11 protein-coding genes are annotated in these 14,860 nt (G+C 41.4%); 9 read left to right on the top strand and 2 right to left on the bottom strand.

Going from position 1 to position 14,860, the window contains the following annotated elements; genetic code table 11:
* The first annotated feature begins 137 nt into the window (after nt 1–137).
* Genes dapB through QM843_RS09150 form a run of 3 tightly spaced genes read left to right on the top strand, consistent with a single transcriptional unit; the run spans nt 138 to nt 3,969 of the window.
* Nucleotides 138–905: a 4-hydroxy-tetrahydrodipicolinate reductase gene (gene dapB / locus QM843_RS09160; protein ID WP_414304817.1), complete on the top strand. Its 768-nt coding sequence runs from the start codon at nt 138–140 to the stop codon at nt 903–905.
* Nucleotides 902–2,101 carry a CCA tRNA nucleotidyltransferase gene (locus tag QM843_RS09155; protein ID WP_414304816.1) on the top strand — a complete coding sequence of 400 codons (1,200 nt, stop codon included), beginning with the start codon at nt 902–904 and terminating at the stop codon, nt 2,099–2,101. The genes dapB and QM843_RS09155 overlap by 4 nt, the downstream gene beginning before the upstream one ends.
* Complete coding sequence (locus QM843_RS09150; RefSeq protein ID WP_414304815.1) at nt 2,098–3,969, top strand: ABC-F family ATP-binding cassette domain-containing protein; 1,872 nt, start codon at nt 2,098–2,100, stop codon at nt 3,967–3,969. The genes QM843_RS09155 and QM843_RS09150 overlap by 4 nt, the downstream gene beginning before the upstream one ends.
* Nucleotides 3,970–4,005: 36 nt before the next feature.
* On the opposite strand, the gene mntE is transcribed toward QM843_RS09150, so the two are convergent.
* Complete coding sequence (mntE, locus tag QM843_RS09145) at nt 4,006–5,190, bottom strand: CDF family manganese efflux transporter MntE (RefSeq protein WP_414304814.1); 1,185 nt, start codon at nt 5,188–5,190, stop codon at nt 4,006–4,008.
* 307 nt (nt 5,191–5,497) lie between these two features.
* Here mntE and QM843_RS09140 point away from each other — a divergent pair, with 307 nt between their 5' ends.
* The 5 genes from QM843_RS09140 to yaaA all read left to right on the top strand — a co-directional run bounded on the left by QM843_RS09140 (nt 5,498) and on the right by yaaA (nt 11,475).
* Complete coding sequence (locus QM843_RS09140; protein WP_414300581.1) at nt 5,498–8,194, top strand: cation-translocating P-type ATPase; 2,697 nt, start codon at nt 5,498–5,500, stop codon at nt 8,192–8,194.
* Nucleotides 8,195–8,307: 113 nt separating this feature from the next.
* Entirely contained in the window at nt 8,308–8,718 is a 411-nt protein-coding gene (locus tag QM843_RS09135; protein WP_414304813.1) for a peptide deformylase, read from the top strand.
* Nucleotides 8,719–8,729: 11 nt separating this feature from the next.
* A complete protein-coding gene (locus QM843_RS09130; RefSeq protein ID WP_414304812.1) occupies nt 8,730–10,325 on the top strand; it encodes a hypothetical protein in 1,596 nt (531 codons plus the stop codon).
* Between the two features lie 178 nt (nt 10,326–10,503).
* Nucleotides 10,504–10,668: a YczI family protein gene (locus QM843_RS09125; RefSeq protein ID WP_203212928.1), complete on the top strand. Its 165-nt coding sequence runs from the start codon at nt 10,504–10,506 to the stop codon at nt 10,666–10,668.
* Between the two features lie 78 nt (nt 10,669–10,746).
* Entirely contained in the window at nt 10,747–11,475 is a 729-nt protein-coding gene (gene yaaA / locus QM843_RS09120) for a peroxide stress protein YaaA (RefSeq protein WP_414304811.1), read from the top strand.
* 50 nt (nt 11,476–11,525) lie between these two features.
* Here yaaA and pclR read toward each other — a convergent pair whose 3' ends face one another.
* The gene (gene pclR / locus QM843_RS09115) at nt 11,526–13,010 is read right to left on the bottom strand and encodes a virulence transcriptional activator PclR (protein WP_414304810.1); all 1,485 of its coding nucleotides are present in this window, start codon (nt 13,008–13,010) and stop codon (nt 11,526–11,528) included.
* A 217-nt stretch (nt 13,011–13,227) separates the two neighbouring features.
* Between pclR and QM843_RS09110 the strand changes: the two genes are divergently transcribed.
* The coding region (locus tag QM843_RS09110; protein ID WP_414399231.1) for a mucin-binding protein at nt 13,228–14,860 on the top strand (1,633 nt) is incomplete at its 3' end.

The following is a 14,860-nucleotide window of genomic DNA, read 5'->3' as shown; positions in this document are numbered from 1 at the left end:
CTTTGTATCTTGGAAATTGAACATGGACTATCTGCCTCTTGAAAAAAGATGACTGCCTTGACTTTCATGGAAAGTCAGCCCCATTCCCTATTTTTCATGGGTAGCTAAGGTCCTTTGTATCTTAGACAGGAGTAGAGATGAGTATTCGAGTAATTATTGCTGGTTTTAAGGGAAAGATGGGTCAGGCTGCTTGTCAGATGGTTTTGGCTGATCCAGACTTGGACTTGGTAGCAGTTTTGGATCCTTTTGAGTCTGAGTCAGAATGGCAGGGGATTCCTGTTTTTAATGATAAGGATGATTTAGCTGGTTTTGAAGCGGATGTCTGGGTAGATTTTACTACACCAGCTGTTGCCTATGAAAATACACGTTTTGCTCTTGAAAATGGCTTTGCTCCAGTAGTTGGAACAACAGGTTTCACAAGTGAAGAAATTGCAGAGCTAAAAGAATTTTCTCGTGCCCAAGATTTGGGTGGTTTGATCGCTCCTAACTTTGCCTTGGGTGCTGTTTTACTCATGCAATTTGCAAGGCAGGCTGCTAAATATTTCCCAAATGTGGAGATTATCGAGCTTCATCATGACAAGAAAAAGGATTCTCCGAGTGGGACAGCTATTAAAACAGCTGAGTTAATGGCAGAAGTTCGAGAGTTTACCCAGCAAGGTGCACCTGATGAGGAAGAATTGATTGCAGGTGCCCGTGGTGCTGACTTTGATGGCATGCGTATTCACTCAGTTCGTTTGCCAGGCTTGGTAGCTCATCAGGAAGTCATCTTTGGCAATCAAGGAGAAGGATTGACCCTCCGTCATGACTCCTATGATCGCAGCTCCTTCATGACAGGGGTGAATTTGGGAATTAAAGAAGTTGTCAAGCGTCATGAGCTTGTCTATGGATTAGAACACTTATTATGAGATTAACGCAAATGCCTTCTGAATTTCAGAAGGCTTTACCAGTATTAGAAAAAATCAAAGAAGCAGGATTTGAAGCCTATTTTGTTGGGGGATCTGTTCGAGATGCCCTCCTCAATCGTCCCATCCACGATGTGGATATTGCGACGTCTTCGTATCCAGAAGAAACCAAGCAGATTTTTCCGCGAACAGCCGATATCGGAATCGAGCATGGAACCGTCTTGGTTTTAGATGGGGATGAGGAGTATGAGGTAACTACTTTTCGGACAGAGGATGTCTATGTGGACTATCGCAGACCTAGTGCGGTTTCATTTGTGCGTTCGCTAGAAGAAGACCTCAAACGCCGTGATTTCACAGTCAATGCCTTTGCCTTGGACGAGACAGGGGAAATCATTGACTTGTTCCATGGCTTAGAAGATTTGGAAAATCAAGTCTTGCGGGCGGTTGGAGTGGCTAGTGAACGTTTCAACGAAGATGCTTTGCGGATTATGCGTGGTTTCCGTTTTCAGGCTAGTCTTGGCTTTGAGCTTGAGCAAGAAACATTCAAAGCTATGAAGACCTTGACGCCGCTTTTGGAGAAAATTTCTGTGGAGCGTACCTTTGTCGAATTTGATAAACTTTTGCTGGCACCATTTTGGAGAAGGGGCTTGGCTTCCATGATTGAGAGTCAAGCTTATGACTATCTTCCTGATATGGCGTCTAGTCAGGATAAGCTCAACAGACTGTTTGATTTGGAGACTGATTTTACTTTTGAATCCTCTGAGCAAGCCTGGGCGGCTCTACTGTGGGCTTTGGAAATTGAAAATGCACAGCCCTTTTTGAAATCTTGGAAGACCTCACGTCAGTTTGCCAAGCAAGTTCAGGATTTACTGACTATTTTGGCCTTGCGTGAAAAGGGAGATTTGAGCAAGCGCGATTGTTATCGCTTTGATTTAGATTTACTTTTACAGGCTGAAAATCTTCGTCAGGCCCAAGGAAAAGAAGTCAACCCACAAGCCATCACAGAAACCTATCGGAGTCTGACCATTCATGATAAGAAAGAAATCCAAATCAACGGTGGTATTTTGATTAAGGAATATGGCTATCAGCCGGGGCCAGACTTGGGAGAGATTTTAACAGAGATTGAATATGCCATTGTCGATGGGGAATTGGAAAATGACCGTCAAGCCATCCATGCTTACTTGAGGGAGAAAAAATGAGTGATTTTATCGTTGAAAAACTAAGTAAATCCGTCGGTGATAAGACCGTTTTTAAGGATATTTCCTTTATCATCCATGACCTAGACAGAATCGGTCTGATTGGTGTCAATGGGACTGGCAAGACCACCCTTTTAGATGTCCTTTCTGGTGTTTCTGGCTTTGATGGGGATGTCAGTCCTTTTTCAGCTAAAAATGATTACCAGATTGGTTACTTGACTCAAGATCCTGATTTTGATGATAGCAAGACGGTCTTGGATACGGTCCTATCCAGCGACCTCAAGGAAATCCAGCTTATTCGTGAGTATGAGTTGATCATGCTCAACTACAGTGAGGATAAGCAGGCTCGTTTGGAACGGGTTATGGCAGAGATGGATTCTCTTCAAGCTTGGGAAATTGAGAGTCAGGTCAAGACCGTTCTCAGCAAGCTGGGTATTCAAGACTTATCTACTCCTGTTGGGGAATTATCAGGTGGCCTAAGAAGACGAGTCCAGTTGGCGCAAGTTTTACTTGGCAATCACGACCTCTTGCTTCTGGATGAGCCGACCAACCATTTGGATATTGCGACTATTGAGTGGCTGACCCTCTTTTTAAAAAATTCTAAGAAGACAGTTCTCTTTATCACTCACGATCGTTATTTCTTAGACGCTTTGTCAACACGGATTTTCGAGTTGGATCGCGCAGGCTTGACAGAGTATCAAGGGAATTATCAGGACTATGTTCGCCTTAAGGCGGAACAGGATGAACGCGATGCGGCTCTTCTCCACAAAAAGGAACAACTCTATAAGCAAGAATTGGCCTGGATGCGTAGACAACCGCAGGCGCGTGCGACCAAGCAACAGGCTCGTATCAATCGTTTCCACGACCTGAAAAAGGAAGTTTCAGGCGGCGTTGCTGAGACAGACTTGACTATGAACTTTGAAACCAGTCGGATTGGGAAGAAAGTCATCGAGTTTCAGGATGTTTCATTTGCCTATGAAAACAAGCCTATTTTGCAAGATTTTAATCTCTTGGTGCAGGCCAAAGACCGTATTGGAATCGTTGGGGACAACGGTGTTGGAAAATCAACCCTGCTTAATCTGATTGCAGGCAGTCTTGAGCCGACAGCAGGACAAGTTGTGATTGGGGAAACTGTTCGCATCGCCTATTTCTCTCAGCAAATTGAGGGCTTGGATGAAAGCAAGCGAGTGATCAATTACTTGCAGGAAGTGGCAGAAGAGGTCAAGACCAGCGGTGGTTCTACGACTTCTATTGCAGAGCTGCTGGAGCAGTTTCTTTTCCCACGTTCGACGCATGGAACCTTGATTGAGAAATTGTCTGGGGGAGAGAAAAAACGTCTTTATCTCCTCAAACTGCTCTTGGAAAAACCAAATGTTCTTCTCTTGGACGAACCGACAAATGATCTAGATATTGCGACCTTGACAGTTTTGGAGAATTTCTTGCAAGGCTTTGCTGGTCCAGTTTTGACTGTTAGTCACGACCGCTATTTCTTGGATAAGGTAGCGACCAAGATTCTGGCTTTTGAAGATGGCAAGATTCGTCCATTCTTTGGTCATTATACCGACTACCTAGATGAAAAAGCCTTTGAAACAGAGATGGCCAATCAAGTACAAAAGGCTGAAAAGGAGAAAGTGGTCAAGGTTCGTGAAGACAAGAAACGCATGACCTACCAAGAAAAGCAGGAGTGGGCAAGCATTGAAGGCGATATTGAAGCCTTGGAAAATCGTATCGCTGCTATTGAAGAGGAGATGCAGGCCAACGGCTCTGATTTTAGCAAACTAGCTACTCTTCAAAAAGAACTGGATGAGAAAAACGAAGCACTCCTTGAAAAATACGAACGCTATGAATATCTAAGTGACTTTGATAGCTAGAAGAATAGAAAAATCCCGTCTCATGACAGGATTTCTCTATTCTTTTTTGGTTTCTTGATGAAAGATATTTTGCCAAGTTTCGTGGCGGCGCCAGATACTGGTATGGACGATACCATCTAACTCATAGCAGATGAGTTTGGTCTTTTGACTGATGGAAGTGATTTGAATGTCCTTGATAGCAGAATTCAAGTCTTTTTCGGTCTTATAGGCCTCTTTATCCATCTGCTCTCCATCTTGCCGAATATAGACAAAATCATCAGCCAAGAGTTCTTCCAGTTGATTTCCTTGGTCAATCAATTGTTCGCGCATAAGCAATTTTTTATAGACATTGTCTAAAATTTCATCCTCAGGGATAGGTGCTGGCTCGATATGGACATCGGTATCAAAGATTCCAAAACGTTCCTCCAGCATAGACTCGACTTGATCCGCGATTTCATGACTCTCATAAACAGATAAGTCAGGATTCATCTCTAGCGTAATATCAAGGTAAATGTTGCTACCGTAGGTGCGACCTCTTTGGGACTTAACCTTGCTGATTTTGGGAATTTCCATGATGGCCTTTTGGTAATCTTCCAGCAGATGGTCATCAAATCCATCTGATAGGCTAAAGGAAGACTCAATGAAGATATCATAGGCAGTTTTCAAAATAAAGAAAGTGATGATGATAGCGACCAGTTTATCCACAATGGGATAATTAAAACTGCTAGCCAGGATGGCAATGGTAGTACCAAGTGAGGTAACAGCATCAGAAAGGTTATCCTTGGCAGCTGCCTTCAGCGCCTTGGAGTTAGATTTCTTGCTGAGGCGAGTATTGTAGAGATAAACTATGAACATAATCGCTGCAGAAATGATTCCTAGAGTTGCACCAAGAGGATCAATGACCGTTTCTTCACGACTGAGAATCTTTTGAATGGTATCCCTTAGCACATCGAAACCGACATAGAACATGATGATAGAAGTAATCAAGCTAGCCAAATCTTCAATCTTCCAATGGCCAAAACGATGGTCACGGTCTGCAGGCTGGCGCGCCATTCGAATCCCGATCAGAAGAGCAATATTTCCGATAATATCTGATACGTTGTTGAAACCATCGGCTACCAAACTGGATGAATGGAGGAGGTGCCCAGTTGCTAATTTGGCTGCAGACAAGATCAAATAGGTCGAAATACTGATAATGGCCCCACGCTCAGCTAACTTGAGATTTGAGATAGATTGCTTCATTCAACTTCCTTTCTAGTCACATAGCATTCTACCATTATACTGGTTTTCAAGAGAAAATTCAAATAAGTCATTTTTTACTCTTTGAAAACTTTTCAAAATTTGGTATAATAGTACTACTCAAGGGAGTAGCTGGCAGAAACCTGTGATAGTGTCGTCATTCCGAATTTTATACTGAAAAGTATGCTTTCCGGCCCTATCTTAAACAGCGAGACTTGTTATGATTAATAGGTCTCTTTTTGTTTGTCGTGAAAAGATGCGATGAGGGAAAAGAGAGTCTGTTTTGCACACAATGTCAAGGAGGAGACACATGTCAAAAGAACAAAAACGCCAAGCGTTTTACACTCAGAGTCCTGAAGAGGTCTTGAAGGCTGTGGATGCGACCGAGCAAGGTTTGTCATCAAGTGAGGCGGAAAAGCGCCTTGCAGAATTTGGCCACAATGAACTCGAAGAAGGCGAGAAACGATCAATTCTGGTCAAATTCATCGAGCAATTTAAGGATTTGATGATTATCATCCTAGTTGCGGCAGCAATCTTGTCAGTCGTGACTTCTGGTGGGGAAGATATCGCAGATGCCATTATCATCTTAGCCGTGGTAATCATCAATGCTGCCTTTGGTGTTTACCAAGAAGGAAAAGCCGAAGAAGCGATCGAAGCTCTCAAATCCATGTCTAGTCCAGCTGCCCGCGTTCTTCGTGATGGGCATATGGCGGAGATTGACTCTAAAGAATTGGTTCCAGGAGATATTGTTTCCCTTGAAGCAGGTGATGTAGTACCTGCAGACCTACGTTTGATTGAAGCCAACTCTCTTAAAATCGAAGAAGCTGCCCTTACAGGTGAGTCTGTGCCAGTCGAAAAAGACTTGACAGTTGAACTTGCTGCAGATGCTGGTATTGGTGACCGTGTCAATATGGCCTTCCAAAACTCAAATGTGACTTATGGTCGTGGTCTTGGTGTTGTTATCAATACAGGGATGTACACTGAAGTTGGTCACATCGCAGGTATGCTCCAAGATGCGGATGAGACGGATACACCACTTAAACAAAACTTGAATAACCTTTCTAAGGTCTTGACCTATGCTATCTTGGTCATTGCCCTTGTTACTTTTGTAGTGGGTGTCTTCATTCAAGGGAAAAATCCACTTGGTGAGTTGATGACCTCTGTTGCGCTTGCCGTTGCAGCCATCCCAGAAGGACTTCCTGCTATCGTGACCATCGTTCTTGCCCTTGGTACTCAAGTTTTGGCCAAACGAAACTCTATCGTTCGTAAGTTGCCAGCTGTAGAAACGCTTGGTTCAACTGAAATCATCGCTTCTGATAAGACTGGTACGCTTACCATGAACAAGATGACCGTCGAAAAAGTCTTCTATGATGCAGTCCTACATGACTCTGCTGATGACATTGAACTCGGCTTGGACATGCCTCTTCTTCGTTCTGTAGTTTTGGCTAATGATACCAAGATTGATGCAGAAGGAAACCTGATCGGAGATCCAACCGAAACAGCCTTTATCCAATATGCCTTGGACAAGGGCTACGATGTGAAAGGATTTTTAGAGAAATATCCTCGTGTGGCTGAGTTGCCATTTGACTCTGACCGTAAGCTCATGTCAACGGTTCACCCATTGCCAGATGGTAAATTCCTTGTAGCGGTCAAGGGTGCCCCAGACCAACTCTTGAAACGTTGTGTTCTTCGTGATAAGGCTGGGGATATTGCTCCGATTGACGAGAAGGTTACAAACCTCATTCACACAAACAACTCTGAAATGGCTCACCAAGCCTTGCGTGTCCTCGCAGGTGCTTATAAGATTATTGACAGCATTCCAGAAAACCTGACTTCTGAAGAGCTTGAAAATGATTTAATCTTTACTGGTTTGATTGGAATGATTGACCCTGAACGTCCTGAGGCAGCTGAGGCTGTTCGTGTGGCTAAGGAAGCTGGAATCCGTCCAATCATGATTACAGGTGACCACCAAGATACTGCAGAAGCTATTGCCAAACGTTTGGGAATCATCGATGCAAATGATACAGAAGGCCATGTTTTAACTGGTGCTGAACTCAACGAACTATCTGATGAAGACTTTGAAAAAGTTGTTGGTCAATACTCTGTTTATGCCCGTGTGTCTCCAGAACACAAGGTTCGTATCGTGAAGGCTTGGCAAAAACAAGGTAAAGTCGTTGCCATGACAGGTGATGGTGTCAATGATGCGCCAGCTCTGAAAACAGCCGATATCGGTATCGGTATGGGAATCACTGGTACAGAGGTTTCTAAGGGGGCTTCTGACATGATTCTTGCAGATGATAACTTTGCGACTATTATTGTTGCAGTTGAAGAAGGACGTAAGGTCTTCTCAAACATTCAAAAGACTATCCAGTACCTACTTTCTGCCAATACTGCTGAAGTATTAACCATCTTCCTATCAACCTTGTTTGGTTGGGATGTCTTGCAGCCAGTTCATCTTTTGTGGATCAACTTGGTAACCGATACTTTCCCAGCTATCGCTCTAGGTGTTGAACCTGCTGAGCCTGGTGTCATGAATCATAAACCACGTGGACGCAAGGCAAGCTTCTTCTCAGGTGGTGTTGTGAGTTCTATCATCTATCAAGGTGTACTCCAAGCAGCTATTGTTATGAGTGTTTATGGACTTGCGATTGCTTACCCAGTTCATGTGGGTGACAATCATGCCATTCATGCAGATGCCCTAACTATGGCCTTTGCAACCCTTGGCTTGATTCAACTCTTCCATGCCTACAATGTCAAATCTGTTTACCAATCCATCTTGACAGTTGGTCCATTCAAGTCTAAGACATTTAACTGGTCTATCTTGGTATCCTTCATCCTTCTCATGGCAACAATCGTCGTAGAACCGCTTGAAGGAATCTTCCACGTAACCAAACTAGACTTGTCACAATGGGGAATCGTTATGGGTGGAAGCTTCTCAATGATTATCATCGTCGAAATCGTTAAATTTATCCAACGTAAACTCGGTTTTGACAAGAATGCGATTTAAAAAAAGTCATCTTCGGATGGCTTTTTGCTACAGTTTAGGGAAAGGGCTTGCAGTTATCGGCTTTTGTGCTATAATTGCTATAATATAGTAAAAAGTAAGAGGAGTGTGAGGAAGTGGAAAAGAAAATTGTAAAGGATATCTTGTTCTTATCTCAGGTGTCTCAACCTGCAAGTCAGGAAGACCTGTATCTTGCTAGAGACTTACAAGATACGCTCTTAGCAAATCGTGAGACCTGTGTTGGTTTGGCTGCCAATATGATTGGGGTGCAGAAGCGCGTGATTATCTTTAATCTTGGTTTGGTTCCAATGGTCATGTTTAACCCAGTGCTCCTGTCCTTTGAAGGACCTTATGAGACAGAGGAGGGCTGTTTGTCATTGACAGGTGTGAGATCTACTAAGCGTTATGAAACAATAACGGTGTCCTACCGTGACAGCAAGTGGCAGGAACAAACCATTACCTTGACAGGATTTCCAGCTCAGATATGCCAGCATGAACTGGATCACTTGGACGGGCGAATCATTTAGGAGGAAAGCAAATGAAACGAATAGTCTTCGAACTTATTTTTATCGCAACGACCTGGTATATCTTTTTACCGCCTCTTAACCTGACCAGCTGGGAATTTCTTTTTTTCCTCTGTGCGCATTTGCTGCTTGTGGCTATTTTATTTGGCTTTAGCAAGGGAATCAATCTGGTCAAGACAGTTCATGTACGCCACGGCAAGGCGGAAGCTGCTTTAAATTTTGAGGGTTTCAAAATCAATCAGTTAGGGAAAGTTCTTTTAGCTTCTATTGGAGGAATTCTTCTCTTGGCAGGTTTGGTTTCCTTGGTGACTTCTAGCATTTTTCAGGCTAAAAATTATGCCAATGTAGTCACGGTTACGGAAAAAGAGTTTACTGAATTTCCTAAGACTGATACCAGTAAGGTTCCTATCCTAGATAGAAGTACTGCTGAAAAAATTGGCGACCGCTACTTGGGTTCCCTAACCGATAAGGTGTCACAGTACGTGGCGGCAGATACTTATACTCAATTGACGATTGATGGGAAACCTTATCGGGTTACGCCGCTAGAATACGCAGACCCTATCAAATGGTTTAACAATCAGGCCAAGGGAATCGGTGAGTATATCAAGGTGGATATGGTAACTGGGAATGCGGATTTGGTGGACTTGAAGACACCAATCAAGTATTCGGACTCGGAGTATTTTAACCGCGATGTCAAGCGTCACCTGCGCTTGAAGTATCCAACCAAAATTTTCAAAACTCCATCCTTCGAGGTGGACGATGAGGGCAATCCTTTCTATGTAGCGACGGTTTACCAAAAGCAATTTGGCTTAGCAGTTCCTCGTCCTGTTTCAGTCATTATCTTGGATGCCACAAATGGAGAAACCAAGGAATACAGTTTGGCAGATGTTCCAGAATGGGTGGACAGGGTCTATCCAGCTGAGGAAACCATTGAGCAAATCAACTACAACGGCAAGTACAAGGACGGTTTCTGGAATGCTATGATTTCCAAGAAAAACGTGACCCAGACTACCAAGGGCTATAATTATTTGTCTATCGGCAATGACATTTATCTCTACACAGGTGTGACATCGGCCAATGCAGATGAAAGTAATCTTGGTTTCATCCTTGAAAATATGCGAACAGGAGAAGTCACTAAGTATAGCTTGGCTTCTGCGACCGAAGAATCAGCCCGTGAATCAGCCGAAGGTGCTGTTCAGGAGAAATCCTACAAGGCAACCTTCCCAATCCTCATCAACCTCAATGACAAGCCTCTCTACATCATGGGCTTGAAGGACAATGCTGGTTTGGTCAAAGAGTACGCCTTGGTTGATGCAGTCGAGTACCAAAATGTTATCGTAGCTACGACAGTGGAAGAACTGCTCAGCAAGTACGCCAATAAAAACGACCTTGAAATTGATAATGAAACAACAGAAAGCATTAAGGGTGTGGTGGCAGACCTCAAATCAGCTGTTATCAAGGGCGACACCGTATATTTCTTTAAAGTTGATGGCAAGATATACAAAGTCAAGGCCTCAGTCTCAGATGACCTTCCTTACCTTGAAAATGGTAAAACCTTCGAAGGTCAAGTAGGAAAAGACAACTATCTCAAGACCTTTAAAGTACAGTAATACTCTTCGAAAATCTCTTCAAACCACGTCAACTTTATCTGCGACCTCAAAGCTGTGCTTTGAGCAACCTGCGGCTAGTTTCCTAGTTTGCTCTTTGATTTTCATTGAGTATAAAAAAGGTTTATTTAAGAAATATATGTTATAATAAGGTAAATTAAGCCTAATGGAGGACAAACAAATGGGCTTTTATGTGATGCTTGCTTCAATGCTACTTGGACTGCTCGCTTTGAAGATAGGTGTTTCTCAGTTCAAGGAGAAAAAAGATAAATTCTTATCTATCTTAACAAGCTTAGCTGGCCTAGCCCTTGTTCTCGTGGCTGTCTGGTTAGGATGGCCAAAATAAATAGAGAAGCCTCGGTCAAACCGAGGTTTTTCAGATGAATTTCTTGGTAGTGGCTAAAAAATATGCTACACTATTAATATGAAAATTTTAATCCCAACAGCAAAAGAAATGAACACAGACTTGCCGAGTATCGAGGCAAATCCTTTAAGACCAGAAAGTCAAGCTGTGCTGGATGCCTTAGCTCTCTATTCTGTTAGTCAATTGGAGAGTTTTTACAAGGTATCAGCCGAGAAAGCTGCGGAAGAATTTCAACATATACAAGCTTTAAAAAACAAAACTGCTCAACACTACCCAGCCTTGAAACTTTTTGATGGGCTTATGTACCGTCATATCAAGCGAGACAAACTGACCGAGGTAGAACAAGCCTATCTTGAAAATCATGTCTTTATTACTTCAGCTTTGTATGGTGTTGTTCCAGCCTTGTCACCTATGGCACCTCACCGTTTGGACTTTTTGATGAAGTTAAAAGTCGCTGGTAAGACTTTGAAGAGCCATTGGAAGTCAGCCTATGATGAAGCTGTGACTCAGGAAGAAGTGATTTTCTCCCTCTTGTCATCCGAGTTTGAGACTGTATTTTCTAAGGAAATCAGAGAAAAGATGGTGACCTTTAAATTCATGGAGGATAAGGGTGGTCAGCTGAAGATTCACTCAACCATTTCCAAGAAAGCGCGTGGAGCCTTCCTAACAGCCCTGATAGAAAATCAAGTACAAACAGTGGAAGAAGCTCGTCGCTTAAGCTTTGGAGGATTTGTCTACAGAGAAGACCTGTCCCAATCACAGGAATTGGTTTTTGTTAAGGAAGTTTAGAAATCAGATAAGAGAAAAAGTCAGCAGGATTATGCTGACTTTTTTCTAGCTTATAAAGTATTGGACAAATGAATCTCATTTGATAAAGTATTAAGATGATTAACCAAATCCATTATTGACAGATGATTTTGACAAATAAACTTCTTGGTAATTCCTGGAATATAGAAATTAGACACGATGATATCATAACCTGTCTGATTTAAAATCTCAGGACTCGTTTCCAATTCATCCCAAGTATCGAAGGTAAAGCGGTTATTACAGTAGTAGGAAAGCATATCAACAAAGGTAAGGGATATAGCATGGTCAAAATTACTGATAATCAAAACCTTGATAGGTGGTCGATTTTCTAACAACTGAGTAGAGAGGTTTTCAGCATGGGTTAAGATGGTGTACATCAAGTGTTCCAACTGTTCAGGATGGTCATGCTGTCCAATTGCCTGACGATATTGGGCCAGTTCTTGACGTGCACTTCCCATAAAGTCTGGGAAGTAAACTTCAAATTTTTTAATCGTCAATGCTTTTTGTTCAAATAAGATTGGGGTAGAAAAGATTTCCTGTCTTTCAAAGAAAGCAGTGTTGTGTAAATGCCAAATCAGCTCATCGTGGTTAGTAAAAGTAATCTTATATTGTTTTGCTAGGCGTTCTAATATTTGACTAAGTAATTGGTAAGAGTATCTTGCTTCACTGTTTTCTTCTAAAGAGTTGAAGAATTCTTGAGGATCTAAGAAAAGATTGTCTTGAATAAAGGATATAAAAATTTGGGCAATGATATCTGGGGTGATTTCCAGTCCCAGTTTTTCAGAAAAATGGACAAGTATCTCCTCAAAGTTTGGAATACTCATCAAAAGAGGGTAGTATTCATCGTAGAAATGATTTGGTAAGTCGATGAAATGACCGTTTTTAATGCGGTAAATACTGATGGCTATCATCAATTTGTACATTCTATAGATTGAAAATCGCATTGGATAATTCGTGATCTTATAGAAGAAGTCAGTGAACTCTGTTAAATCCTCTTCAGGAAGGTCAGGAAAAGGCCAGTCTAGAAAATAATAGCGCTCAGAAAAATATTGGGCAAAAAAATAGCGAATATCGATTTCATTCCCACGTATTTCGGATGGAGTAAATGATAGTTCAATTTGGAATTGAGTTGACAGAGTTTTTGTAATATTTCTGCCCAATCGATAGAGGTTGGCATTACTAGAGTGAAGATTTTCTATCGTTCGATAAATAGGTAACCCCTCATTGAAGAACATATACTCTAGTAATTGAAAAGATTGGGAATGAGCTAGAAAATATTGATAAACGTCTTCCACACTAGTGTTAACATCTAAATCAATCATAATTCCGTTAACGGAAGATTGGATGTCAATATTTGGGAAAGCTGTTCGTAATTCATTTAAATCATTTTTTAGGATTCGTTCTGTACATCCTAATTTTTCGGCAAGTGCATGTAATCTTATCCAATTACGATTCTGAATTAAGATTTCCATTAAGCGTAATTGTCTTTGATCTTTTGTGGATAAAAGGTTTCGCATGTAGGTAATTTCCTCCTAAATTCATTATATCATATTATTGTCTAAAGTGTACAAAAATGTTGGAGTAGAAAAAGCGTTTGGATTAAACAGAAAAATAAGAATAAGATAAGTGGCTTCTAGGTACAAAAAGAGAATATATTAATTGCTTAGAAATTATTGATTTATATATCAAATAGTTGTAGAGTGAGAACTATAAAATACTATCTAGGAGTTCACAATGAAACATTCACATAAAAAATCATTTGACTGGTATAGCTTGCAACAAAGATACTCCATTCGGAAATATCACTTTGGTGCAGCGAGTGTTTTGCTCGGAACAGCCTTGGTCTTAGGAACCGCTGCCAATGCGCAAGCAGTACAAGCAGAGGAACATACCCCAGAAGCTACTAACAGTGTTTCTGTTGATAAGATAGAAGAAGCTACAAAACCAGCAGAAGTTGCTACACCTAAAAAAGAAACAACCTATGCAGCTCCAACGGTTGCTAACCCAGTAGAAGTAACTTCAGCTAAATCTGAAGATGCTAAAGCATCAGCAGAAAAAGTTGAAGAAGCAAAAGACAAAAAGGAGGAAGTAAAGCAGCAAGATGCTGTTGACAAGTCAAAATTGTTATCAGCTCTTTCACGTGCAGAAAAATTGGAGCTTAAGTTATACACTGAAGAAAGTGTGAAAAGCCTTCAATCTAGTATTCAATATGCTCAAGAATTATTAAATAAAACAGATGTGACAGAATCTGAATTATCAAAAGCAGAGTCCGATCTCCAAGCTGCTGTCATTGCTTTGGAACTTAGAGGTGTAACTACTAGCAAAGTTGCTGATAAAGTTGAAGTAGTTAGCAAAATTGAATCAGCTGAAAAGAGAAATGCTGAATCAAAGGTGGCTGAAAAAACTTCTGAAGTAGATAAAGAGTCAGTAGAAAAAGATAAAACTGCCTTAAAAACTGTAAAGGGACTTCGAGTTGAAGATGCAAAGGCAAATATAAAAGGCGGATGGAATATTCCGTTAGATCAAGAAGCGAGCTTGAGATTAAAGAGTGCTATTGAGGCTCATGCAGCACAAGGTAGTTCGCGTCGTCGGAAACGTGCTATCGGAGATTTGGATTATACTTTCAAGAAAGTTATGACACCGGTCAATCCAGGTTTCTACGCTGATGCCAAGAGTGTTGATGAGTTAACAGTTAACCCAGACTATATAAATGAAACAGTTGTCAACGTTTGGTATAAAGACTTAGGTTATATCAATTTAGTCGACAAAGATGGACATTACATCAATTCAAATGGTGAAGTAGTCGAGAATAAAGAAGATGCTATTCGTCGACAATATAAAAACGATTTTAATGATACAACAAGAGCAGATGTTACTGAAATTCCTCAAGCACCAGTTGGTTGGAAAATTAGTGACAATCAATCTATTCACGGATATAATGCAGAAACAAAAACTATTGATCCAAACGATGATAATGATTTAGATGCTGTAGGTAAAGATTCTAATGTAGTAATTGAAAAAGAAAATCAAAAAGCTGTGATCCGTTATGTAAGTACCAACGGTAACCGTGTTCTCACAACAGATGAAGTGACAGGTAAGTCAGGTGAAGCCATTGCCTACAGCACAACAAGTCAAATCACAGAATTCAAGAAACAAGGCTACAACCTTGTTAGCGATGAATTCACAGCAGGTGGTGCGAAGGTTTATGACTACGATACAGCACGTGACCAAGTCTACACAGTAACCCTTTCAGAACGTGTTGAACCAGTTAACCCAGATAACCCAACCCCACAACCAAATACACCAGTCAATCCAGGACAACCAGATAGCCCACGTTGGCCAGGTACAGTTGAAAACTTGGATAACA

It is taken from the genome of Streptococcus mitis (assembly GCF_047463435.1).
GTDB classification, from domain to species: Bacteria; Bacillota; Bacilli; order Lactobacillales; family Streptococcaceae; genus Streptococcus; species Streptococcus mitis_DS.
The sequence above is the reverse complement of the archived record's forward strand: the minus strand, read 5'-3'. Positions and strand labels throughout refer to the sequence as shown.

Excerpts from the sequence above, each read along its gene's own strand:
- QM843_RS09155 (WP_414304816.1), top strand. The coding sequence starts at position 902 with ATGAGATTAACGCAAATGCCTTCTGAATTTCAGAAGGCTTTACCAGTA.
- QM843_RS09125 (WP_203212928.1), top strand. The coding sequence starts at position 10,504 with ATGGGCTTTTATGTGATGCTTGCTTCAATGCTACTTGGACTGCTCGCT.
- mntE (WP_414304814.1), bottom strand. The coding sequence starts at position 5,190 with ATGAAGCAATCTATCTCAAATCTCAAGTTAGCTGAGCGTGGGGCCATT.
- QM843_RS09130 (WP_414304812.1), top strand. The coding sequence starts at position 8,730 with ATGAAACGAATAGTCTTCGAACTTATTTTTATCGCAACGACCTGGTAT.
- pclR (WP_414304810.1), bottom strand. The coding sequence starts at position 13,010 with ATGCGAAACCTTTTATCCACAAAAGATCAAAGACAATTACGCTTAATG.
- yaaA (WP_414304811.1), top strand. The coding sequence starts at position 10,747 with ATGAAAATTTTAATCCCAACAGCAAAAGAAATGAACACAGACTTGCCG.
- QM843_RS09150 (WP_414304815.1), top strand. The coding sequence starts at position 2,098 with ATGAGTGATTTTATCGTTGAAAAACTAAGTAAATCCGTCGGTGATAAG.
- dapB (WP_414304817.1), top strand. The coding sequence starts at position 138 with ATGAGTATTCGAGTAATTATTGCTGGTTTTAAGGGAAAGATGGGTCAG.
- QM843_RS09140 (WP_414300581.1), top strand. The coding sequence starts at position 5,498 with ATGTCAAAAGAACAAAAACGCCAAGCGTTTTACACTCAGAGTCCTGAA.